The sequence below is a fragment of the Caballeronia udeis genome (genome assembly GCF_044909315.1).
GTDB classification, from domain to species: domain Bacteria; phylum Pseudomonadota; class Gammaproteobacteria; order Burkholderiales; family Burkholderiaceae; genus Caballeronia; species Caballeronia udeis_A.
In genome coordinates this window covers 51,536-75,602 of record NZ_JBIYEB010000022.1, presented here as the reverse complement: position 1 = coordinate 75,602, position 24,067 = coordinate 51,536, and the positions used below count along the sequence as shown (strand labels likewise).

13 protein-coding genes are annotated in these 24,067 nt (G+C 60.3%); 1 reads left to right on the top strand and 12 read right to left on the bottom strand.

The window, feature by feature from the left end; translation table 11 throughout:
• From ABH944_RS29745 to ABH944_RS29710, 8 genes are all read right to left on the bottom strand, one after another.
• Positions 1–1,713 carry a cyclic peptide export ABC transporter gene (locus ABH944_RS29745; protein WP_404610851.1) on the bottom strand — a complete coding sequence of 571 codons (1,713 nt, stop codon included), beginning with the start codon at positions 1,711–1,713 and terminating at the stop codon, positions 1–3.
• 385 nt (positions 1,714–2,098) lie between these two features.
• A complete protein-coding gene (locus tag ABH944_RS29740; RefSeq protein WP_404610850.1) occupies positions 2,099–2,899 on the bottom strand; it encodes a GntR family transcriptional regulator in 801 nt (266 codons plus the stop codon).
• A 15-nt stretch (positions 2,900–2,914) separates the two neighbouring features.
• A complete protein-coding gene (locus ABH944_RS29735) occupies positions 2,915–4,150 on the bottom strand; it encodes a metal-dependent hydrolase family protein (protein WP_404610849.1) in 1,236 nt (411 codons plus the stop codon).
• Positions 4,151–4,191: 41 nt separating this feature from the next.
• Entirely contained in the window at positions 4,192–5,190 is a 999-nt protein-coding gene (locus ABH944_RS29730) for a 4-hydroxyproline epimerase (RefSeq protein WP_404610848.1), read from the bottom strand.
• A 119-nt stretch (positions 5,191–5,309) separates the two neighbouring features.
• Positions 5,310–6,209, bottom strand: a complete 900-nt coding sequence (locus ABH944_RS29725) for a dihydrodipicolinate synthase family protein (protein ID WP_404610847.1) — start codon at positions 6,207–6,209, stop codon at positions 5,310–5,312.
• A 76-nt stretch (positions 6,210–6,285) separates the two neighbouring features.
• Positions 6,286–7,560 carry an NAD(P)/FAD-dependent oxidoreductase gene (locus ABH944_RS29720; protein ID WP_404610846.1) on the bottom strand — a complete coding sequence of 425 codons (1,275 nt, stop codon included), beginning with the start codon at positions 7,558–7,560 and terminating at the stop codon, positions 6,286–6,288.
• A 68-nt stretch (positions 7,561–7,628) separates the two neighbouring features.
• Positions 7,629–8,168 carry a GAF domain-containing protein gene (locus ABH944_RS29715; protein WP_404610845.1) on the bottom strand — a complete coding sequence of 180 codons (540 nt, stop codon included), beginning with the start codon at positions 8,166–8,168 and terminating at the stop codon, positions 7,629–7,631.
• A 2-nt stretch (positions 8,169–8,170) separates the two neighbouring features.
• Entirely contained in the window at positions 8,171–9,583 is a 1,413-nt protein-coding gene (locus ABH944_RS29710) for an MFS transporter (RefSeq protein WP_404610844.1), read from the bottom strand.
• Positions 9,584–9,850: 267 nt separating this feature from the next.
• Between ABH944_RS29710 and ABH944_RS29705 the strand changes: the two genes are divergently transcribed.
• On the top strand, positions 9,851–10,867 hold the full coding sequence (locus tag ABH944_RS29705; protein WP_404610843.1) for an Ldh family oxidoreductase: 1,017 nt from the start codon (positions 9,851–9,853) through the stop codon (positions 10,865–10,867).
• Between the two features lie 24 nt (positions 10,868–10,891).
• Here the strand turns inward: ABH944_RS29705 and fhuB are convergent, their stop codons facing one another.
• Genes fhuB through ABH944_RS29685 form a run of 4 tightly spaced genes read right to left on the bottom strand, consistent with a single transcriptional unit; the run spans position 10,892 to position 23,925 of the window.
• Positions 10,892–12,922 carry a Fe(3+)-hydroxamate ABC transporter permease FhuB gene (fhuB, locus tag ABH944_RS29700; RefSeq protein WP_404610842.1) on the bottom strand — a complete coding sequence of 677 codons (2,031 nt, stop codon included), beginning with the start codon at positions 12,920–12,922 and terminating at the stop codon, positions 10,892–10,894.
• The gene (locus ABH944_RS29695) at positions 12,919–13,839 is read right to left on the bottom strand and encodes an iron-siderophore ABC transporter substrate-binding protein (protein ID WP_404610841.1); all 921 of its coding nucleotides are present in this window, start codon (positions 13,837–13,839) and stop codon (positions 12,919–12,921) included. The genes fhuB and ABH944_RS29695 overlap by 4 nt, the downstream gene beginning before the upstream one ends.
• Positions 13,836–21,638 (bottom strand): amino acid adenylation domain-containing protein, encoded by a 7,803-nt coding sequence (locus ABH944_RS29690; protein WP_404610840.1) that lies wholly within the window; start codon positions 21,636–21,638, stop codon positions 13,836–13,838. Before ABH944_RS29690 ends, ABH944_RS29695 begins: the two co-directional genes overlap by 4 nt.
• A 22-nt stretch (positions 21,639–21,660) precedes the next feature.
• Positions 21,661–23,925, bottom strand: a complete 2,265-nt coding sequence (locus ABH944_RS29685; RefSeq protein ID WP_404610839.1) for a TonB-dependent siderophore receptor — start codon at positions 23,923–23,925, stop codon at positions 21,661–21,663.
• Positions 23,926–24,067: the final 142 nt, after the last annotated feature.

Sequence of the window (24,067 nt, the reverse complement as noted above, 5' to 3'; positions counted from 1 at the left end):
TTATGCCGATGCAAGCGGCGCAGACGTACCCGCAGGCGCCTGACCTTGCGACTGCGCGTGAGCGTGCGGATGAATAGCGTTCGGATGATCGACACGCAGGTCCGCGCCACGGCCGAGTTCAGCGACCTGACCGTAGTCGAGCTTGATATAGCGATCGGCGAGATGGTAATAACGGTCGTCGTGCGTGATGACAACGATGGTCTTGCCCTTGGCCTGAAGCTCCGGCAGCAACTGCTTGTAGAACACTTCCTTGAAAGTCGGATCCTGGTCGGCGGCCCATTCGTCGAAGACATAGAACGGCCGGTCTTCCAGATACGTGACCAGCAAAGCCAGGCGCTTGCGCTGGCCTTGCGACAAATTGGTCGTGGAAAACACGCCGTCCCTGATCGTGACCTTGTGATCGAGCTGCAGGTGTTCAAGCAGCGATTGGGCCTGACGGTCGAGGCCGTCCACCTTCATGCCGAACAGCGTGTCGAACAGGTAGAAGTCGTTAAAGACCACCGAGAAATGCTGGCGATAGATATCGCGATGCGCTTCATCGACCGGTTTGCCGTTGAGCAGGATCTGCCCGCCCTCTGGCGCGTAAAGTCCCACGAGCATTTTCGCGAGCGTCGTCTTGCCGCTGCCGTTGCCGCCGATCAGGTAGATCAATTCGCCCGGCTTGAACGTCAGATCGATCGGGCCCAGCGTAAAGACTTCGTTTTCTTTTTCGCGGAAGTACCGGTGCGTGACCTTGTCGAGCACGATGCTGTCGAAGGACTTGGCCGGTGTTTGGTGCAAGGTCTCTTCGAGCGGCAGGTCGGCATTGACCTGTTCAATGCGCTCCAGCGCAACCTTCGCCGAACTGATGTTCGGGATGGCGGACAGCAGGCCTTCGATCGGCATGATCATGTACAGGAAGATCATGGCGTAGCCGGACATGACGTGCGGGCTCACCGGAAACATGCGCGCAAGCACGAACAGCGTAATGCCGATGAACGCGAACAGAATGAAGCTGCCCCAGCTGGCTGCTGCGGCGTACAGGATATAACCGCGCGTACGCTGGACACGCACTGCTTCCACGTTGGTTTCCAGCGTGTCAGTCACGAACGCGTTCTTGCGCTCGCGATGCAGCTTGAGCTCCTTGGCGCCGTCGAAGAGCGCGCGGAAATGCTTGACGAGATCGTCCTCGCGGCGCCGCGACCCGCGCAGATGAAACAGCGCTTTCGTGTTGGCAACATGAAAACCGAACGAGCCGATGAAGATGGTCAAGACCGCGAAGAGCAGAATCTGCCATGACAGATAACCGAGATACGCAAGGCAACCGGCGATCACCGCGCCGTGCATGGCGAGCGCGGGCAGGGCCAGGAACAGCATGACGATCGTATCCAGGTCCTGGGTCAGCACGGTAAGCGACTTGGCCGCGCCCTGCTTCTCCAGATGCTGATACGACGCTTCGGCAATGCGCCGGATGGTACGCATGCGCAGCGTTGCCTTGGCACGCTGGCCGAGTTGCATGAACAAGGTTTGTGAAAGGGTTCGTGTGCCGAGCACCGCTACGCCCACGATCAGGAATTGCCAGCCGAGTTCGACGAGCTTCGTATTCGACGCTCCGAGCGCCTGGTTGATCAAGGCTATGAGCGCCGCGTTGCCGAACCCGCTGACGAGGCTCGCCACCACCGCGACGGCCAGCACCCAGCGTGAGTTGCGGACAAGATACAAGAACAGCGACATGAAACTCCTTGTGAGGCAACGAGTGAAAACCGGGCTCAATCCCGCCGGTGAAAGGACGTCCGGCCGCGTCACAGAATAATTAATTTGGCAAATGAAGTCAATTAAATGCGAATCATTTGCATTTGCTTGTATTCACCGGTAAGGAAGACCGGCGCGCATGGAACAGCGCTGCCCGGCTTTTGACCGGATGCAGGAAGGGGGTGTTTCAGGAGGGATTCGGCGATTTGTGTTGCGCAAGCTCCGCACGATGGAGCTTTGGCCACACTGAGAAAAGCTGGACGGGTATTCCGAGAAGGATCAAACGATCCCTATGTCGAAGTTGCAAGCGTCCGGGACCAGAGGTAAGGCGCGAGGGCGAAGTAGGGTCGTGGCACTACGGCGTTTCTTATCGAGCGCGTTCCGCTTTCGCCATGACCGCCTCAACAATGCTCATGATCTGCTGACTTGCAATCTTCACGTGGGTCTCGAGCAACTTGGTACCGAGTTTTACATCACGATTACGGCAGGCATCAATGATCGCCATGTGCTCTGCATGCGATTGCTCACGAATAGGCACCTTCACCACCTGAAAGCGGAAATACCGATCGCAACGGTCATGCAGGACGCGAAGCATCTGAAGCGTGATGTCGCAACGTGCGGGACGATAAAGCGTTTCATGAAGCTTCCAGTTCAACGAGCCCCACTCTCCACCTGTCGCCTTATCCATGTCCTTGACGATTCGCTCCGCCTTGCCGATTTCCACGTCTGTGATCAAAGGAATGGCTTCGGAGAACACCCACGGTTCGAGGCGGAGGCGAATATTAAATGTCTCTCGCACCTCGTCAACCGACAATTCCTGAACGTACGCGCCCTTATGCGGAACCACATTCAAAAGACCTTCTGAATGGAGTCTGGTGATCGCTTCGCGGACCGGCACGCGGCTCACGCCCAGTTCTTCAGCCAGCACTTCCTGACGCAGAACACTGCCCGGCGAGATCTGCCCGCTCAAGATCATCTGCCGGATTTCGTCAGTGACGAGTTCCACCGCGGTGGGGCGAACGATTTTTCGCGTGACGCGCTCCACGACTTCCGGTTCGGGAGAAGCCATTGTCTTGGAAGATCTTTTCGTGGGAGTTGCGGTGGCCATTGCCGACTGTCTGTTTGGTAGGGACAAACAAATGTACCATGAACCGGCTTTCGTATCCAAAATCCAATCTGCTGTTTACATTGCCGCGCGCCGTATCCAGGAGCCGTCTTTCATCACCGCTGCAATCCGTTCGCCCTGGCCCGTTAACACGTTGATATCCTCCAACGGATCGCCATCGACAATCAGCAGATCAGCGAATGCGTCCTTCGCAACAATGCCCAGCTTGCCCTCCATTCCAACAATTTCGGCGCCAATCTTCGTTGCCTGGCAGATGGTCTCGAATGCCCCCACGATAGCCGCCCGAATCGACAATTCGTCGCTCTGGAACTGATGCATGTCACCGAGCAGGTCCGTTCCCAACCCAATCTTTACACCGTTGCGTTTGAGAATCTCAAGTGCGCGCAAGCCCTGCGTCCGCACATCCTCGTTCTTCTTCAGCGCGCTCCCGGACACACCGGACTTCGCGCCGACCTTGCTCATTGCGTCGTAGGTCACCAAGGTCGGGACCGCATAGGCGCCGTATTTCGCCATCACCGCAGCCGCTTCATCATCAATCAGGTTACCGTGCTCAATGGTGCGAACGCCCAGCTCAACCACGCGCTTGATTGCGGCACCCGTGTAGGCATGCGCCATCACATAGGTCTGATGCGAATGAGCTTCTTCCACCGCCGCCTTGACTTCGTCGACGGAAAACTGAAAATTGCCGATCGGGTCAGTGGGCGATGCGACTCCGCCTGACGCCATGATCTTGACGTGGTTCGCGCCGGCGCGCATTTCCTCGCGCACTGCCTTGCGCATCTCATCCACGCCGTCAACGATGCGTCCAATGGCACCGAGATTGCGATTGCAGCCGCAGGGATCGGGATCGGTGTTGTCGAATCTGTCGCGGAAATCTCCATGACCGCCTGTTTGAGAGAGCGCCTTCCCTGCAACGAAAAGCCGGGGTCCCGCAATCACACCTTCATCAATCGCTTTTGCCAATGCATAGTCCGCACCGCCGGCGTCCCGCACAGTCGTAAAGCCGCGATTGAGCATGCGTTCAAGGATAGGCACCGCCTTCAGCACCGCAAAGGTGTTGGGCAGGCGGCTGTTCGATCCCAGATTCGCCACTGACGCAATCACGTGCGCATGGCAGTCGATCAGGCCAGGCATGACCGTGCGCCCGGCCACGTCAAGGATCTCCGCGCCTTGTTCCGGAACCGGCTCGCGCGACACGCTAGTGATCAGGTTTCCCTCGATCACGATCGAATACAAGGCCTTGTCGAGTTCATGATTCGCGTCGAGCACCCGCGCGTTCTTCAAGATAATCATTCAATACTCCAATGCAAGCAGACCGATGAACTCCCTCGAATTCACTTGAGCAGGAAACCCCTGGCAAGCGGGTCCCGATCATCCACAAAGATTGTGTTGAAGCCTGTGACTCGGGCCCACCCTTCAATGCTTGGGATGATCGCGTCGTATTCGCCAACCTTCGTTGACTCGGTCGCAATGCCATTAAAGAGGGTGCCAATAATGCTTTCGTGAACGAAAGTCTCGCCAATCCCGAGTTTTCCCTTGGCCACCAGGTGCGCCATGCGAGCGGATGTGCCCGTTCCGCAAGGTGACCTGTCGATCGCCTTGTCGCCATAAAAGACGGCATTGCGCGCGCTCGCGCCGGCTACCGTTGGCTCGCCCGTCCACATCACATGACTCAAGCCATGAATCTCGGGCTTTTCCGGATGAACGAACTGGTATTTTTCATTCGCCTTCTGCCGAAGGATCGGGCTCAGCCGCTGGATATCGGTCGGGCGCAAGGTATGCATGCCCGCGAAGTTCTCTTGCGGCTCGATGATGGCGTAGAAGTTGCCGCCATAGGCCACATCGAAACGGATCTCACCGAGCCCTTCCAGATCCACGCTTAGGTCAGTCGAATGCACGAATGAGGGAACATTGATCAGTTGAACTGAATCGACGTTATCTCCGTTCAACTTGTAGCGCGCGACCACAAGGCCGGCCGGCGTGTCGAGCCGAACGACACCCGGCTCACGCGGACGAACAAGCCCGTTTTCGATAGCGGTCGTGACCGTTCCTATGGTTCCATGACCGCACATTGGCAGACAGCCGCTGACCTCGATGAACAGGATGGAGATATCGCAATCCGGTCGGGTCGACGGATACAAGATCGATCCCGACATCACCTCATGCCCACGCGGCTCAAACATCAGGGCTGTGCGGATCCAGTCGAACTCCTGCTCGAAATAAGCCCTTTTCTCAATCATGTTCGCGCCCTGGAGCACGGGAGCGCCGCCCGCGACCACGCGGACCGGGTTACCGCAGGTGTGACCATCGATACAGAAGAAGGTACTTTTCATTGCTTGACTCCGTTCATCGTTAGACCTCGCTCGAGAGTATGTCGTCCAGGCTCGCGACGCTCAACCTCGGATTGTCTTTGCCACGCCTGCCCAGGCACGGCAAAGAGCACGCGCGAAGCTTACGACAATGCCTTCAAGTCCTTCATCGTCTTCTCGATGATGGCGACGATCCTTTGACGCTCTTCACCTTCGAGTTTGAGGCGCGGAGCCTTCAGGTTTTCCGAATAGCCGGCGGTGATGTTTTCGGCGAGTTTGATGTATTGGACCAGCTTGACATGGACATCGAGGTGGAACAGCGGCGTAAGCACGCGATACAGCTTGCGAGCCTTTTCGAAGTCACCCTTCACCGCCAGGTCGAGTAGCTCGACCGATTCCTTCGGCACAGCGTTTGCCATACCTGACACCCAGCCCGTCACTCCCAGCGCGGCCGATTCAAGCACCAGATCATCAACGCCACAGAACACCACGAAGCGATCGCCGAACTGGTTGTAAATATCGGTCACGCGTGTTGTGTCGTACGACTCTTCCTTTATAGCGACAATATTGGCTTCGCCCTTCAATTGCTCGAGCAGATCCGGACGCATATCCACGCCATAGCCGCGCGGATTGTTGTAGATCATGATGCCAAGTTTGGTGGAGCGAGCAATGGCGCGATAAAACTCGACCGTTTCACGATCATCGGACTTGTAGGTCAGGCCGGGGAAAACCATCAGGCCCTGTACGCCAATTTCTTCTGCATCTCGCGCAAACTGAATCGCGCTGCCCGTGTTCGTTTCAGCAAGACCCGACACAACCGGCACACGGCCATTGACCGTTTCAACGGCAATCCTGAGGACGGTGCGCTTTTCGTCCGGTGTCAGTTGAGCGTTTTCGCCGACCATGCCCATCATGACAACGCCACCCGCGCCGTTGTCGATGAGGCGATTCAGACCGGCCTTGATGGCTTCCTGATCGAGCGAACCGTCGTCCTTCAATTTCGTTGTAACCGCGGGAAAAACACCTTTCCAGTTAACTTGCATGACACCACCTCTGAGAATGAACTAAAAGCTTAAGCGGGCTGTGCCGCGAGAAACCGAGGTCGCATGGACGCCTCGCTTATTTCCGGAATCGCCCGATGGAATAGGCATCCAGCGGCGTCCGGGATATTCGATTCACTAATAAATCTGCGACGAGCGCGCCGGTCGTGGCAGCTTGGGTAAGCCCGAGATGCCCGTGCCCGAACGCATAGATCACCGACTTCGCTGAGGGTGATTTACCGATCACCGGCAAGGAATCGGGCGTGGCGGGCCTATGTCCCATCCATTGCACCGCGCCCTCGTCCTGGATGCCAGGCAGAAACCGCTTCCCTAACGTGAGCAATGCATCGCTACGCTTGTAGTTCGGCTTGGCCTCGAGTCCGGCAAACTCCGCCGCGCCCCCGATGCGAATGCCAATATCAAGCGGCGTTGCCACGAATTTGCGCTCCGCAAAAATGACCTCTCTCGACAACGCAATGCCGGGATGTGGCAACGTCGTGTTGTACCCGCGCTCGCTATCGAGCAACACCCTGTCTCCCACTGATTCAGCCAACGAAGCCGACCATGCTCCGGTGGCGACCACTATCTGCCGCGCGGCGATGGATGCTCCGGTCTGTAGAACTGCAAATGGCGCTTCCTGGTTTGTTACGTCCAGTCTGGTCACCACCCCTTCAGCAAAGCGAGCGCCCAGCGCCTTGACCCGTGTGCATATCTGCGAAACGAGCTGCTTCGGGTCACCGATATGCGACCAGTCTTCGAGAAACATCCCGTGCCTGAACACCGGCGCCAGTGCGGGTTCGCACTCCTGCACCTCTTGCTGGTTCAGCGCGCGCCAACGAACCCCAAGCTCTTTCTTTAACTTCCATTCGTCCGCATCGGCGTGAAAAGCCTCGTCGGTTTCATATAAGGTCAACGCGCCCCGACGATAAAATGTGCCCATCGCACCAACGTCTTCGAATAGTGGAATCAGGTCGTCATAGACGCGATTATTGAGGGCTGCGAGCGCCACGGAAATTTCCTTGAACCTCGCAGGATTACTGGCGCGCTGAAACTCCAGGAACCAAGGCAACGCGCTTGGCACGTGCTTCCAATCGAGCGCTAGGGGACCCAACGGATCGAACAACCATTTCGTCGCTTTGAAAAACAGGCCCGGCACGGAGATCGGCGTGCTTTCGGTCACTGCAATACCACCGGCGTTACCGTGTGAGGTGCGGTCACCGTCGAAATCGCGATCGACGATTGTGACCGTCAATCCCTCCTTGAGTGCGGACCACGCACAAGCAAGCCCGACGACCCCCGCGCCAATCACGAGGACATCAGAAATGCTTGTGGTCAAGGCCGTCTGGTTTGCCATTTTGTTGAAAACCCCCGTCTGACGACCGGCACTGCCGGCCGCTTACTAAAAACACTTACTAGAAACGCTTACACGTACTCCAGGTCACCGCTGTCCGCGCCGTCCAGCTGGAGCGCTTCGCGGCACGCTTCTAACGGGGTAATGGCGAGCTGAGCGAACACGTAGGCCAGTTCGATGCGCGCGTCGTCATAATGGCCCGCACCATCAAGGAGATTGAGCGAGCCGATGGCGATTCCTTGCTTGCGGATCGGGATATTCAACACGCTCTCGCAGCCGATCGACCACAACACCTCGTAGTCAGAAAACACCGCCTTGATGTCTTCGCGCGTTGCTCCGCGAAACACCTTTCCTTCCTCAAGCACCTGCTGGGTCCAGGCACTTTTCGTCACACGCTTTCGGCCACCCACCGGGTTGATTTGCTGCTGCGTGCTATAAACGCGACCCAGCAGTCCGCTCGAAGCGTCATATGCCAGCACCGTGAAGAGTTTGTGGCCAAACGCATCCTGCAAGCCGTGATCCAACTCCTTCCAGAAGGTCTCGACCGCCTCGTTCCGATGCAAGGAAAATGCTAGCGAGCTGATTGCCGACATCGAACTGGCTTCAGACATATCTATATCCTCGCCTTCGCTTGAGGGAGGCTTCCGCCACGACCATCGCCGACGCCGTATTCATCCGCCGTGATCTCTTCCAGCGTTTTCCCGCTGGTCGACACACCCAGGATGATCACGGCAAGGGCACCCACCAGGAGGATGGACGTGGTCATTCCAAATACACCGGCGAACCCCCAGATCGGGTAGATGTAGCCCACCAGCATGGGAGAGCAGATCGCGCCGATGCGGCCAAACGCGGAAGCCGTTCCCATGCCCGTGGCCCTGAGATGCGTCGGGAAGACTTCAGGCGTGTAGGCATATTCGCCGGCATTCACGCCATTCATCGCGAACGACATGAAGATGGAGGCGAGTACGACCGCGGTGTCGCCTTGCGCATAAGCCAACCAGACGCCGGCGAGGCAGGCAAGTCCCATATAGCTGACGATCGTCACCTTCCGCCCCAGCTTCTCGCAGAAATAGGCGGACGAGTAGTAGCCTGGAATCTGCGCCAGATAGATCAGGATCGATACGGAGAAGCTCTTCGTAATGGTCATGCCTCGCGCCACCAGAAGACCCGGGATCCACACGAAGAACGCGTATGAGCAGAAAGTGACTGAGAGCCACAAACACCAGGACATGGCGGTCGTTTTGGCCAGAGGCGGCTTCCACAGAAGCTTCAGATTGCTGAAGAAAGAGCCTGACTCCCGTGATTCGAAAGTCCATCCCGCGACCGGAACAACTGGCGGCAGCGTCACACCGGAGCGCTCAATACGACGCTCGATGTCAGAGACAACCGCGTCTGCTTCGTCATGCCGTCCACGCATTTCCAGCCAGCGCGGTGATTCGTGCAACGACCGGCGCCACCACAACAGGACCACGACGGGCAGCGAGACGACTATCAGTGAAATGCGCCAGCCCTCGGGGTTAAGAGGAATCAAAAAATAACCGATCAGGGCCGAAGCAACGAAGCCGAAGGAGAAAAATCCTGCGAGTGCACCCGTGAAAGCGCCGCGGTAGCGGTTGCTCACGAACTCGACAAGGAACGGAGCGATGATTGCACCTTCCGCCCCCATGCCAATACCCGCGATCGCCCGCAGCAGCGCGAACGTGTGCCAGTCGTTCACAAACGCATTGGCAAACGTAAGGACGCAGAAGAACATAAGCGCCCACATCATGACGACTTTGCGACCGAAGCGGTCTCCAAGCAGTCCGGCAAACAGCGCACCCACCAGGAAGCCCACGTAGGTGCTGCTACCGAGGAGCCCGGTCTCAAAGCTCGTCAGATGCCACTTCGCACGCACCACGGGAAGGATGAAAGCAATGATGCCGGCGTCAACCGCTTCAAACATGAATCCCAGACCGCCCATGATGAGCAGTATGAAATGGAAGCGACTGAACGGTAACCGCTCAAGCCGCGCTGCAATGGGTGACATATGGACTCCGCAGTGAAGGGATCGCTGAACAATCTTGAACAACGAATGTCGGGTCAATCCTGAGTGAGTCCAATATCTTGGATCCAAAATCCCGTGTCAAGCCGAATGTGCCCTATGTAATTTTTTTAACGGGTAAACCCTTGTCAGCCGGATCCTTTGGGCCCGCTTGCCTTTGCGCGGCGAAGGTTTGGATAAATTTGCAGTGTAGGATATTGTATCCAGCATCAACAAACGCAGCTTGGTGCTTCAATCATTCTTTGGGCTGACATGGACAATACGGTTACTTTGACTCTGGCGGAGCTGTCTGAACTCTCCAACCGGGTCCTTACTGCAAACGGAATGGCTGCCGATCACGCTCAAGTGATCGCGGAAGTGATCGTCGCGGGCCAGCGTGATGAATGTCAATCACACGGAATCTACCGGTTGATCGTCTGCGTCAACACGTTACGAAACGGCAAAGTGGTTCGCGACGCGAAGCCCGAACTGGTTGATGTTTCGCCGGCGCTGGTGCGTGTAGACGCCAGGTTCGGCTATTCTCAGTTGGCGTTTCAGATGGGAAGCAAGGTGCTTGTTCAAAAGGCCCTGCAGGTCGGGATCGCAGCGTTGGCTATCAACAACTGCTTTCACTTTTCGGCGCTGTGGCCCGAGGTGGAATATCTCGCGGGCGAGGGCCTTGCAGCTTTGGCAATGACGCCGAGCCATAGTTGGGTTGCCCCCGCGGGCGGAGCCAAACCTCTATTCGGCACAAACCCGATCGCCTTTGCGTGGCCTCGACCCGGGCGCTTTCCTTACGTGTTTGATTTCGCGACGAGCGCGATCGCGCGTGGTGACATCGAACTGCACCGGCGCGCGGGCAAAACAATTCCTCTGGACTGGGCTATGGACGCGAACGGTCAACCGACTGACGATCCCGCTGCCGCAATGCGCGGCGCGATGATGACCTTCGGCGGTCACAAGGGCTCCGCTCTCTCCGCGATGGTCGAATTACTGGCTGGGCCGCTCATTGGGGACCTCACCTCTGCCGGGTCGATGGCTTTCGACGAGGGTGTTGGAGCAACACCGTGTCACGGCGAATTGATCCTTGCGTTTAATCCGGCCATGTTCTCAAGCGGCAACAGTGCTGACGACCTTCAGCGTGCCGAAGCTCTTTTTGGCGGCATTGTCGGCCAGGGTGCTCGCTTGCCATCGCAACGGCGGTTTGACGCTCGGCTTAGAAGCGAAGCCGACGGTGTGCAAGTGCCCCGTCAACTTCTCGCCGATGTGTTGGCCCTGATCCCGAGCTGACCCATAGGCGACAGCTCGAAATCATCACGCACCGGATGCATCACGCGGGCTGCGTTTGAACATCGTGACAATGAGGTATACGCCGCCCAGCAGCGTCGCCATCACGCCCGCCGGCATCTCCTGCGGGAACAGGACCCAGCGGCCGAGCCAGTCGGATGCGACCATCAGTGCTGCGCCGAGCGCCGCCGAAACAAACAGCAGCGGCACAGCGCGGCGGATACCGAGCATGCGTGTCATATGCGGCGCCATCAGGCCGATAAATGACAGCGGGCCGATCACCAGCGTCGCGGCTGCCGTCAGCAGCGCACTCAGCATCAGCAGCGCAAAACGCGCGACGGCAATGTTCACGCCCAGGCCCCGCGACACGGCCGCGCCCAACGGTAATATCTCCAGCCAGCGCCGGCAGAACGGCACCGCGCCAAGCGCCGCCAGCGCAACCACGGCTACTACGCCCGCAGCCCCCGCGCTGACGTTATAAGTCGATCCTGCAAGCAGGTTATAGAGGATGATCACGCGGGGATCGCCACTGGCAACAGCAATAGTCGATACTGCCTGGAATATGGCGCTGATCGTCACGCCGGCGAGTATCAGCGTGTCGGGTGCGTAGGACGATTTACGTGCAAACAGCAGCAGCGCGCCCAGCGTGATCACCGACCCGCATGCGCACCAGACAAGGAACGTGGGCAACCCGGGATTCGCCGTCAGGAAAAGCGCGCCGGTAAGTCCCATCGCACCGCCGGCGGTGATGCCCAGCAGGTCGGGGCTTGCCATCGGATTGCCGGTCATGCGCTGGACGATACCGCCCGCGAGTGCTAGCAGCACGCCTACGCCCATTGCGGCGACCACATGCGGCAAGCGCAGGAACAGTAACGCTGCGATCTCGTCGGGGCGGCTGATGTGCCAGCCGGCAAGACCTCGCCCCACACCCAGCGACAAGCCGATAACCACCAGAAGCAGCAGCACGCAGATGCCTGCCGTCAAGACCAGCGCGCGTGATGACAGCGGGGCTGACTGGACCGCGGGCGCATGCGTCAGGTCAGGCCTTCCGCGCAAGCGCCGCAACATGACCAGCAACAGCGGCGCGCCCAGCAACGTGGTGATCGCGCCCGTGGGAACCGTGATGCCGTAACGTCCCGAGAACTCCTGCGCGATCTGGTCCGCAAGCCACAGCAGCGCCGCGCCGAACAACGGCGACCACACCATCCGGTCGCGCAAGCGGCGCGCGCCTGCAAGACGTGCAAGCGTCGGCGCGGCAAGTCCGATAAAGCCGATGACACCCACTGCGCTTACCACGAACGCCGTCACGAGCAAGGTCAGGAAGAGCGCCGCGCCGCGCGTCATGCGCAACGAGACACCCAGGCTGCTGGCGACGGTGTCACCTAGATCGAATACGGCCATGGGACGCATGCACAGCAGCAGCAACGCCACGCACGGCACGAGCCGCACGAGCAGCGCCAGCGCGACGCTCCAGTCGTGCTGGCCTAGCGAGCCGCCGCCCCAGATCATCAGTGCGCTCACCAAGTCATAGTGCGAAATGGCGAGCGCGAAACTCAGCGCGCCGCAGCACAGGTTGACGATCATGCCGCCGAGAATCAGCGCGAGCGGCGAGATGCCGCGTCGCGCGGCCAGCGCAAAAACAATCGCCAATGCCACTGCGCCGCCGGCCAGCGCAACCCCGTCGCGGCCCGACACCAGCAAGCCGGGTGCGTAGACCGTCGCTATCGAAAGCCCAAGATAAGAGCCGGAGAAAACGCCGAGCGTCATCGGTTCGGCGAGGGGATTGCGCAGGACCTGCTGAGTCGCAACACCGGCAAGCCCGAGCGCCGCGCCGCATAACCACGCTACCGCGATGCGCGGCAAGTCGCCGTAATGGACAAGCAATTGCCGCAGATCCGTCGGCGACGGAGCCACCAGCGCCTGCCACCACAGCGACACGGGCAACCGGTCCTCCAGCCTGTGCAGCGACAACACCGTGGCAAGCGCGATGACAAGACAAACCGGCAGGAGCGGCCAACGTGGTGACAGCGTCAAGGGAACTGCAGGGACGCTTTTCACGCGTGCTCCTTCGCGGCACCGGTCTGGCCAAAGGCATCAACAAGCACGCGGGCGAAGAGCATGGCGGAAAGCACGCAGCCGTCGGGAGGAACGCGTGGCAGGCCGATCATGCGGCCCTCGTTCGTGAACGGCATGGCGTGCCACAAGGGGCTGGTTTTCATCATGTTCGCAACGGAAGACGCGAGCGGCTTCATGTAGAGCAACGTCGCGTCGGGCACACTACCCAGCACGTCGAAACCGGTTGTGGAGAACGCTCCCGCGTGGGCCGCATTTTGCCACGCGTTTTGCAGCCCGAGTCCCGTCATCAGTTCGCCGTAGAAGCTGTTTGGGCCGAACACGCGCACATGTGCTTCATCGATGAAATTCACCATGAAAAGCGGCTTGCCGCTTGCACCCGGCAAAGTGGCAAGCGCGGTGCGCGCGTGGCCGAGCACGGTGTCCGCTCGCGCGAGAAGTGCCTCGGCCCGCGCTTCGCAGCCCAGCAGGCGAGCGAGCCGAAGCGTTTCGGCACGGGCCGCGGTGTAGGGCGTTTCACTCGACCGGTAAAGCCCGAGCGTCACGGTGGGCGCAACGCGTTCCAGGGCCGCCCGCAGGGTCGCGTGAGCCGGTGCGATGACGATCAGGTCAGGCTTCAACGCGAACAGCAATTCCATGTTCGGTTGAAACATCAGGCCAAGATCCACCACTGATTCAGGCACATCGCACGCCGTGTAATTCCTGCGGAAGTCGCGGGTATTCGCAATCCCGACCGGCACCACACCGATCGACAGCACCATCTCCGTCAGTCCCCAGTCGAGCACGACAATACGGCGTGGCGGCGCCAGGCGAGCATCGCCCGCCAGTGCAACATCGGACAGTGCGGTTGCGGCAAGCGCGCCGGCGCCCAGCAGCGCGGAAAGCATGGCGCGTCTGTTCATCGCATGAGTTCGGAGAGGATGGATTGCATGTCGTCGGTCAAGCGGTCTTGTTGTTGTCCCGCGGCCGCCGCGCTCGTTCGCGCGGCCGACACGACAGCGGCGAACGCCTCGAGCGTTGGCGAAGCAAAGAGCACAGCGAGTTCAACTTCGACCGACAACTGCCGCGAGATTCGCCGCTGAACCTGAAGGCTGAAAATAGAGTCGCCGCCGAGTTCGAAGAAGTTGTCGCGGCGCCCCACCCGTCCAATCTGTTCTATTCCAAGTACCTCGGACCAGATGCCCGCAATGGCTTCTTCCACTTCGCCTTGCGGTGCTTCATAGTGCTCCGCCGCGAGAAGTTCAGGCGCCGGCAACGCGTGCCGATCCACCTTGCCGTTCGGCGTCAACGGCAGCGCGTCCAGCACGACTATCGCGCTGGGTAGCATGTACTCCGGAAGAACGTCATGCAGTGCGGTTTTCAGGGTCGACCCGTCGATAACCGTGCCCGCCTGCCCGCTCACGTATGCGACAAGACGAGCGCTGCCCGTGGCGTCGTGAAGGGTTGCTACCGCGTCCCGCACGCCGGGCAGCGCAAGCAACGCCGTCTCGATCTCGCCCAGTTCGATACGGAAACCGCGCAGCTTCACCTGATGATCAATGCGTCCGAGGAATTCCAGTTCGCCCGTGCTGTTCCGGCGCACCAGGTCACCGGTCCGATATAAACGCCCGCCGCCTTCGCCCCTGCCGAACGGGTCGGGTACGAACCGCTCGGCCGTCAGCGCTGCACGGTTCAGATAACCCCGCGCCAGTCCCGCGCCACCCACATACAGTTCGCCCGCCGTACCCTGCGGCACGAGACACATCGCTGGGTCCAGCACATACGTCATCCGCTCGCCGACAGGGACGCCGATGGGTGCATAGGCGCTATCGAACTCCGACGCGCCGTCCGCGCTCCACACGGTCGACGTGATCACCGTTTCCGACGGTCCGTACGCGTTGAAAATCCGCTCGGGGTTCAGGTGTTTCTTTACCGCTTCGAAGCCGCTTCGCGACCAGCCTTCCCCGCCGACAATGCAGGTCCTGACGGATACCGTCCCCGCCTCGGTCTCCTGGGCAAAGGCGTTGATATAGGCAGGCGGCAAATCCAGTATCGATATCTCTTGCGCCTTTATCTCGGCAGCGAGCCGCTGTGCCGTCCAGACGGTATCGTCGCGCAACACGATTGCCGCACCGCTGATCAAGGGAGCCAGCCACTGCTCGGCGGCAGCGTCGAAGCTGATCGAAGCGAAGTGCAGTTGCCGGTCTTCCGGGGTGATGCCGTAGCGAGAAACAATAGCCGAACAATGCATCGACAGCGCGCGGTGTGCCACCGCCACACCCTTTGGCTTGCCGGTGGAGCCCGATGTATAGATCACATACGCCAGGTTGGCATCAGAGAGCGTCACAGACGGATTGCTTGCCGGCTCCGCCGATACATCGAGCGTATCCAGATCCAGCCGCGTCAGACCGGTTTCTGCCGGCAAGCGTCCATGCAGATGCGACTGCGTAAGCAACAAGCTGATGCCGCTGTCCGCGACCATGTGAGCAAGACGTTCGAGGGGATACGCCGGATCCAAGGGTACGTATGCACCGCCCGCCTTCAGCACGGCCAGCATGCCCACGATCATGTCTACCGAACGCGCCACAGCGAACCCGACCCTCACCTCCGGCCCCACACCCTCCCGCATCAAACGATGCGCAAGCCGGTTTGCCCTCGCGTTCAGTTCGCCGTAACTCAAGCTGAGATTGCCGGCCACGAGCGCGAGCGCATCGTGTTTTTGTTGTTCACGTGTTTCGATCAGCGCGTGTACGGGCAGTGTATTTTCTGCTGATGTAGTCAATGCGTCGGTATGGCCCATCGTCATCAGCGCTTGCCGCTGCATGCCATCAAGCAGGTCGAACTCGGCAAGCAGCCGGTCCGCTGCGCCGGCAAACGCGTTCAGCAGCCCCGCCGTTTGCTGCGCAATGCCTGCCATGTCCTCATCCGAAAACGCGTCATGTGCAAACCGGTAGTCCAGCCTGAGCGTTTCACCCAGCATCACGCCCAAGGTCAGCGGGTAACTGGTTTCATCGCAGGCACGTACGTTGTCGATCGTCAGGCCACCGGGCGATGCATTCTTGAGCGCGGTATCGACAGGATAATTCTCGAAGACCACAACGGTATCGAACAGGCCCTGCGCACTTGCACCTGCCCAGCGCTGGATCTCATACAGCGGCGTGTGCGCATGTTCCTGCGCCGCCATGCCTTGCTGCTGCAATTCGCGCAGCCAGCTATCCAGCCGCTTGCCGGCATGCGGCTGGGCGATCACCGGCAGCGTGTTGATGAAAAGCCCCAGCAACTGCGATGCGCCGGCCAGACCGGCAGGACGGCCAGCCAGTGTCGCGCCGAAGGTCACCGTGGGCTGGTGGGTGTAACGCTGCAGCAGCAGCGCCCAAGCGGCTTGAACCAACGTGTTCACCGTCACCCGTTCCTGACGGGCAAACGCGACAAGGCGCGCGGTCGACGCCGCGTCCAGTTCAAACGTATGTTGTCCGTATTCACGGTCGCCCTCAGTGCCGGCCCTCTCATAGCGGCTCGCGACTGCAGTAGCCAACCGCGTTGGCTCCTCGATCCGCGTTACCTGCTCGCGCCAGTGTGCGGCGCTCGCCTGCGCGTCGTGCTTCTGCAACCAGCCGATATAGTCGCGATACCGGCCGCCGTGGGCGGGCAAGCTCTGTCCGCTGTAGTGACGCAGCACTTCGCCGAGCAACTGCGCCACGCTCCAGCCGTCCATCAGCACATGATGGTGCGTCCACACGAAGTGATAGCGATCCGTGTCCACACGTATCAGCGAGAGTCTTTGCAAGGGTGCACGCGTGACGTCGAAACCCTGCTTGAGGTCGGCCGAGGCCAGATCGTCCAGCGCGGCGGCAAGGTCGTGCCGGCCGCGCAGGTCGTGGTGACTTAGCGGCAGTTCCACCGATCGCGCCACCCACTGCAGCCAGCCCTCGCCCTGCGGTACAAAACCTGTCCGCAGGATGTCGTGCCGCGCTGTTACCGCGGCCCATGCCGCACCGAAACGCGCGACATCCAGTCCATCTATATCCGCACGCAACTGATTCAGATACACACTGCTGCCAGGCGCATACAAGGTATGGAACAACATGCCCGATTGCATGGGCGACAGCGGGTAAATATCCGCGACGTTCCTGAACGTCAGCGGCAATCGGTCAAGTTCATCCTGATTCAGCGATATTAATTCGAAGTCCGAAGGTGTGGCACCGGATTTTCCGCTCGTGCAATGCTCGATCACGCGCTCCAGTTCTACGCGAACGGCATCGATCAGCCGTTCAACCGTGCTTGCCCGATAACGCTTGCCGCTATACCCCACGCTCAACATGAGCGTGCCGTCCAGTACCTTGCCGCTGACGGACAGGTCATGCGGCAGTGGTGTACCTTCGTCTTGAGAATAGCCTACGGATTCAGATGCCGGTTGCCAGGTGGAGGTTGCGTCAAAGCTCTGATCGAACTGGCCGAGATAGTTGAACACGACCTGCGATGATTCGATACCACCCAGCGCCTGCCGGTCCGCGTCATCACCCAGGTACTTGAGCACGCCAAAACCAAGACCGCGGTCGGGCACCTGGCGCAATGCTTCCTTGACGCGCCCAAGTGCCGCGCCCACATCGCCCTGCGGATCGAGGGAGACGGGATACAGGCTCGTGAACCAGCCAATCGTGCGGCTCAGGTCGATGTCATCGAAGAGATCTTCACGGCCGTGCCCTTCAAGGTCGATTCGGATTCGCTCGCTTCCGGTCCATTCACACAGTGCGCGGCCGAGCGCGGTCAGCAGCAGGTCGTTCACGTGCGTCCGATACGCGGCCGGCGCTTCCTGCAGCAGCCGTTGCGTCCAGAGGCGGTCGAGCGTGAGCGTGGCCTGCAGGCGATGCGCGACAGTGTTTACACCGTCCGGGAAGTCGCGAGGCAAGCCTGCGGGCGTACGTGCCATGTCCAGCCAATAGTTGAGTTGGCCCCGCAGCGCTGTGCTCGATGCGTGGTCCGCGAGGCGCGTCGCCCACTGTGCGCATGAACTTGTCTTCGGCGGCAATACGACGGGCTCGCCCGCCCGAAGTTGTCCATGGATCGTTCGCAGATCCGCCAGCAAGATGCGCCACGACACGCCGTCCACAGCCAGATGGTGGATAGCAAACAGGAGCCGCGAGCTGCCGTCGGCGACGTTGATGGCCAGCGCTCTCAGCAGAGGTCCATGGGTCAGATCAAGGCTACGTTGCGCCTCGTCGCAAAGCGTCGGGATGTCCGCCGGTGTAGCCGCATCGCGTACCCATAGCAGGGCCGCCGACGCCGGCTCACTACCTGATAAGGACCATCGTCCTTCCGTGTCCTGCGTAACGCGCATCCGCAGCGCGTCGTGGTGCTGCACAAGCGCTTGCAGTGTGTTCTCCAGCAACGCAGCATCAAGCGGTTCAAGGCTCTTCAACAGGACAGCCTGGTTCCAATGATGCCGATGCGTCATCGGCAGATCGAGGAACCATGCCTGCATCGGCAGAAATGCATTGGCGGCGGCGGTGTCCTGAATGACAGCATGAGTCGCAACAACCGGCTCGGCTACGGCGGCGAGTTGAACCACCGTCTGGCGCTCAAACAATTGCCGCGGAGTTACCTTCCATCCGGCCAGCCGTACACGCTCCACAATCAGCAGGCTAAGAATTGAATCGCCGCCCAGCTCGAAGAAGTTATCACCCCGGCCAACACGTTCGACGCCCAACACCTCCTGCCAGACACGCGCCAGCACCGTTTCAACCTCGCCTTGCGGCGCCTCCCATAGCCGTTCCGTCTGAGCAGGCTCGGGCAGCGCGCGGCGATCCACCTTGCCATTCGGCGACAGCGGCAACCGCTCGAGTTCAACCCACGCGGACGGCACCATGTATTCGGGCAGGACGTCATGCAAGCGCGCAGCCAGCGCTTCGCGCCGCAGAGCATGACCCGCTTGCGCCGTTACATATGCCACCAAGCGCTTACCTCCCGGCCCGTCCTGCGCGACGACGACGGCTTCGTCAACGCCCGGCAGCGTCTGCAACGCAGCTTCTATCTCGCCGGGTTCAATGCGAAAGCCGCGGATCTTGACCTGATGATCGAGCCGTCCCAGATAGTCCAGCGCCCCATCCTCACGCCAGCGCGCGAGGTCGCCGGTCCGATACAGCCGCTCACCCTCCTTGAACGGATCAGGCACGAAGCGCTCGGCCGTCAGTCCCGGACGGTCGAGATAACCGCGTGCGAGTCCCGCGCCGCCCAGATAGAGTTCACCCGCAACACCCACAGGCAAACGATTCATCGACTGATCGAGCACATGCGTGCTTACGTTCGCAATCGGCCGGCCGATCGGCACCACCGGGTCGCCTACATGACAAGTCCAGTGCGTGACGTCGATAGCCGCTTCGGTCGGACCATACAGGTTATGCAATTGCACATGCGGCAGGCGTTGCAACGCACGATCCTGCAGCGTGGCCGGCAGCGCCTCACCGCTGCAGATGATCTGGCGCAGGCTTGCGCAAACGGCGCTGTCGCCAGCGAATGAAGCGATAAAGGCCTGCAACATCGGCGGCACGAAATGCAGCGTGGTCACCTTGAAGCGGTCGATCAATTCGACGAGCCTTGCAGGGTCCCGATGATCGCCCGGCCCCGCCACCGCCAGACACGCACCCGTCATGAGCGGCCAGAAGAACTCCCAGACCGACACATCGAAACTGAACGGCGTTTTTTGCAGAACGGTATGGGTGGCGTCGAGCCGGTACGCGGCCTGCATCCAGGCCAGCCGGTTGAACAATGCGCCGTGGCGATTCGCGGCGCCCTTCGGACGGCCAGTCGAACCCGACGTATAGATCACGTAAGCGAGGTTTTCCGCGTGAATCCGAACATCAGGACGAAGCGGCGATTCACCCGATGTATCCAGCGCGTCGAGTTCGAGTAGCGTGCATGCGTCGCCCGGGGGTAAATGCTTCTGCAGACGTTCACGCACAGTGCGCTGCGTAAGCAACAGCGCGACGCCGCTGTCGCCGATCATGTACGCCAGCCGCTCGGGCGGATAGTCGGGATCGAGCGGAACGTAAGCACCGCCCGCCTTCAATATGGCCAGCAAGCCGGCCACCATCTCCACGGAACGTTCGAGGCCGATACCGACCTTCACCTCCGGTCCCACTCCAAGCTTCACGAGCCGATGCGCGAGCCTATTGGCTCGCCGGTCGAGTTCGCGGTACGTCAGTGCCTCGTCGCCGAACAACAACGCCGCCGCATCCGGGGTCTTTGTCGCGTAGCGCTCGAATAGACGGTGAACAGGTTCCGCTTCGCCGAACTCCGCAATGTGCGTGCTCCAGTGCGAGAGACGCCCAAGTTCCTCTTCATCGATAAACGCAATCTCCGACACCGGACGCTCAGGCTTCTGGCACAGGCCCGTCAGCATGGCTTCATAGTGGCGTCCAAGCCGGGCGATGGTTTCAGCGCGATATAACGTGCCGTCGTAACGCGCGGTGCACGTGACAGCGTCGGCGCTCACGCGGATATCCAGGCTCAGGTCAAATTTCGCCGCCTGACTTTCGGTGTCGACAATATCGACCTCAAGACCGGCAAGTTGCAACTTTCCCGAAGCGGCAGCGCCCTGCACGTTAAAGAGCGTCTGGAACAGCGGGTGACGACCGGCTTCGCGCCGCACGCCCAACGCATCGACGAGTGCGGCCAGCGTCACGCTGCCATGATCGAGCGCCGCGCGGGTGTCGTTGCGCACCGCTTGCAGCAGCGCCCGCCCGCTCATGGCCGGTTGAATACGCGCGCGATAAACCTGCGTATCGACAAAAAGACCGATCAGGTCTTCGCTTTCCTCGACCCTTCGTCCGCTGGTCGGCACGCCGATGCAAAAATCGTCGCTGCCGGCATGGCGCGACAACACCAACTGCCACGCCGCCATCAGCACGGCAAACAGCGTGCAGCGCTCGGCTTTGCAGCGCGAGCGCAGCGTATTGGTTGTTGCTTCGGTCAGCGTGAAGGTGTGGGTGCGCGCCAGACGTTCCTGAGTCGGCGCTCGCGTGAAATCAGCGGGCAGGTCGAAGCTCGCATGCGACGAGCCTATATAGGTGGTCCACCAGGCCATGTCGGCGCGCGCGTTTTCGCTTGCCAGCATATTGCGTTGCCACGCGACGAAATCGGCGTACTGCCACGTCAACTCCGGTAGCTCAGGAACCGCTTCGTCATGCACGATCCTGCCGTACGCGTGAGCGAGTTCACGCGTGAAGATCCCGGTCGACGTTCCGTCGGAGACCAGATGATGAGCCACGACGGACAGCACGGTCCACTGCGTCGACATCACGAAAACCCGCAAGCGGATCGCGCCTTCCGTGCTCAGGTCGAACGGTTGCTGCGCCTCGCGGGCAAGCGCTTCCGCCAGCGCCGCTTCGCGTGCATCGGCATGAAGCGAGGAAAGATCGGTCAATGGCAACGGCACATCGGCCGGGGCATCCACAATCTGAAAAGGCTTGCCGTCCCGTTCGGCAAAACGGGTACGCAATGCTGCCTGCCGTGCACGCACGGCATTCAACGCCTGTTCAAGCGCGCTGATATGGGCCTGTCCGCGCAAATGAAAAACACGCGCCAGATGGTAGGCGGTAGACAGCGGCGCGAGCCGCTGCATGAACCAGAGTCCTTCCTGCGCAGGAGACAGCGGCCAGGGTCCGGCTTGTTCGCCGGGCGTCGCTAACGCCGCGATTAAACCTCTCGTCGAAAATGACCGCATCGGCGCCCTGCCTCCTGATGAATTACCACTGATACTTCAATCCTGCGAGTACGAGTCGACCTTGACCCCAGTAGCAAGAACCGTTGCTGCACGACGCCATGTAAGCGCGATTGAGCAGGTTGCTTGCATTGAGCGAGGCGGTCCAGCCGTGCATGGAAGGGAACGCGCGGCCGAGGTCATAACGCAGCGCGAGGTCGACCAGCGTGGCCGACGAAAGCAGGATCGAGTTTGCGGTATCGCCGTATGAACCGCCGATATAACGCAGGCCCGCGCCCGCTTGCACACCGTTGAGCAGCCCGCTCGTCACCGTATAGTCCGCCCACAGCGAGGCGGTGTTACGCGGAATACCGACCGGCACCTTGTCGAGGTTCGAGGTATTGCTCTTCGTATTGAGCAGGTTCGTGTACGTGTAGCTGAAGATCAACTGCAGGTTGCTGGTCAGGCTCGCATGGGCTTCGACCTCGAAACCCTGGGACCGCACTTCACCAGTCTGCACCTGGAAGTTGCTGTTGGTCGGGTCCGTGGTCAGCACGTTTTGCTGCGTCAGGTGGAACGCCGATACCGTGACAAAGCTGTTGTAGCCCGTCGGCTGATACTTCACGCCGACCTCGTACTGCTGGGCCGTGGTCGGAACGAACGCTGTCCCCGAAAGAGTCGTGCCGACCTGCGGCTGGAACGAGGTCGTGTAGCTGACGTAAGGCGCAAAACCATTGTCGAACTTGTACACACCACCGGCACGCCAGGTGAACGCGCGATTGAACTGGCTGGTCTGCGCACCCGTCTTGTACGACAGGGTGTCTTCGTTCGTCCAGTCTTCACGCACGCCCAGCAAGAACGACCATTTGTAGATGTCGATCTGGTCCTGCGCGTACGTACCAAGCTGTTTGATCGACTGCTTGTTCGACGTGCCGAACATGAAGGTCGGGTACGGAATGGACTGACCGTATTGCGGATTCGTGATGCTGAGCGACGGCACATTGTCCTCGGACGATCCGTAGAAAACGTGGTCGAACTGGGTATTCTGGTAGTCGACACCCACGGTCGCCGTATGCGACACCGGCCCGGTGTTGAAACGCGCGCTCGCCTGGTTGTCGAGTGTGTGCGAGTTCAGGCGACCGCTGTTCAGGTACGCCTCGCGCGCCAACTCCGTGCCGTTGTTTGTATAACCCAGGTCGTCGGCCACATACTTGACGGTCTGGCTGTTGTGAAGGAAACGATAGCTCTGCTTGAACGACCAGATGTCGTTCAGGCGATGATCCAACTGGTAACCAATCGACTCCTGCGTCTTGCGGAAACTGTCGAAGGTCGGCTCGCCGGGATAGAAACTGCGCGACAACTGCGAGACACCGGTCAGGATCGTGCCCACCGCCGGCACGCTGTTGTAGATACCCGCTTCGGGGTCCGCCTGGTAGTTCGCAAAGACCGTGAACGTAGTGTCTTTCGTCGGCTTCCACGTGATGGTCGGCGAAATCGCGAAGCGCTGCTGATTCACGTAGTCCGTTTGCGTGGCGGTATTAAAACCGTCCGCCGTCAAACGGTAAAGCACCTTGCCGTCCTGATCGATAGGACCACTGAAGTCGAAGAAGCCCTGCAAGCGCCCATAGCTGCCGGTCTGGAATCCGACTTCGTGCAGCGGCTCGGCCGTCGGCATCTTGCTCACGAGATTCACCGTGCCACCCGGCGAACCCTGCCCGTACAACACCGAAGCCGGCCCGTGCAGCAACTCGATACGCTCGAACATGTACGGGTCGAAACTCGTCACGTTGAAGCCGAAACCGCCGGCCGGACCGGGCGTGCGCAAGCCGTTCCAGAACTCGTCGACGAGAAAACCGCGCGCGTACAGGTACTCGAGCGAATCCGTGTTCGTGCCGCGCTGCTCCGGGTTGATGCCGGACGTATAGCGCAGCGCCTGCGCGACGCTCTGCGCGTCCTGGATATCCATCTGGTCGCGTGTCACCACCGAGATCGCCTGCGGCGTCTTGATGATCGGCGTGTCGGTCTTGGTACCCGCCGTGCTCTGTTTCGCCACGTACCCCTTCACCGGTCCCGTGCCCGTTTCCGCGTCGCGCTGTCCCTTCACCACCACCGCCGGCAACTGTTGCCCCGGGCTGGCGGATGTGGCCGCCTGACCGGTCGCATCCGTCGGCACGACAGCGTCGGTTTGCGCAAACGCGGAGGTCACCAGGAACACGGCCGCTGCGATCGGCGCAAGCCGCCAGGGATTCTTTGCGCGCCCGCGCGCACCGACGCGGCCCACGCCGCGTCGTTCTGATTGTTGTCGTGCCATGGTCTCTTGCGGTTGGTGTGGTTGAATTTGTGAACGATAATGCAAATGCGAATGATTACTAATACGATAGTATATCGGCGAGATATTTTTTTGTGTGAAATTTCCCTGACTATCGTGCGGGTCTGTGGCGTGGATTCATCAC

Excerpts from the sequence above, each read along its gene's own strand:
- ABH944_RS29690 (WP_404610840.1), bottom strand. The coding sequence starts at position 21,638 with ATGCGGTCATTTTCGACGAGAGGTTTAATCGCGGCGTTAGCGACGCCC.
- ABH944_RS29725 (WP_404610847.1), bottom strand. The coding sequence starts at position 6,209 with ATGCAAGTTAACTGGAAAGGTGTTTTTCCCGCGGTTACAACGAAATTG.
- ABH944_RS29695 (WP_404610841.1), bottom strand. The coding sequence starts at position 13,839 with ATGAACAGACGCGCCATGCTTTCCGCGCTGCTGGGCGCCGGCGCGCTT.
- ABH944_RS29730 (WP_404610848.1), bottom strand. The coding sequence starts at position 5,190 with ATGAAAAGTACCTTCTTCTGTATCGATGGTCACACCTGCGGTAACCCG.
- ABH944_RS29735 (WP_404610849.1), bottom strand. The coding sequence starts at position 4,150 with ATGATTATCTTGAAGAACGCGCGGGTGCTCGACGCGAATCATGAACTC.
- ABH944_RS29715 (WP_404610845.1), bottom strand. The coding sequence starts at position 8,168 with ATGTCTGAAGCCAGTTCGATGTCGGCAATCAGCTCGCTAGCATTTTCC.
- ABH944_RS29710 (WP_404610844.1), bottom strand. The coding sequence starts at position 9,583 with ATGTCACCCATTGCAGCGCGGCTTGAGCGGTTACCGTTCAGTCGCTTC.
- ABH944_RS29720 (WP_404610846.1), bottom strand. The coding sequence starts at position 7,560 with ATGGCAAACCAGACGGCCTTGACCACAAGCATTTCTGATGTCCTCGTG.
- ABH944_RS29745 (WP_404610851.1), bottom strand. The coding sequence starts at position 1,713 with ATGTCGCTGTTCTTGTATCTTGTCCGCAACTCACGCTGGGTGCTGGCC.
- ABH944_RS29705 (WP_404610843.1), top strand. The coding sequence starts at position 9,851 with ATGGACAATACGGTTACTTTGACTCTGGCGGAGCTGTCTGAACTCTCC.
- ABH944_RS29685 (WP_404610839.1), bottom strand. The coding sequence starts at position 23,925 with ATGGCACGACAACAATCAGAACGACGCGGCGTGGGCCGCGTCGGTGCG.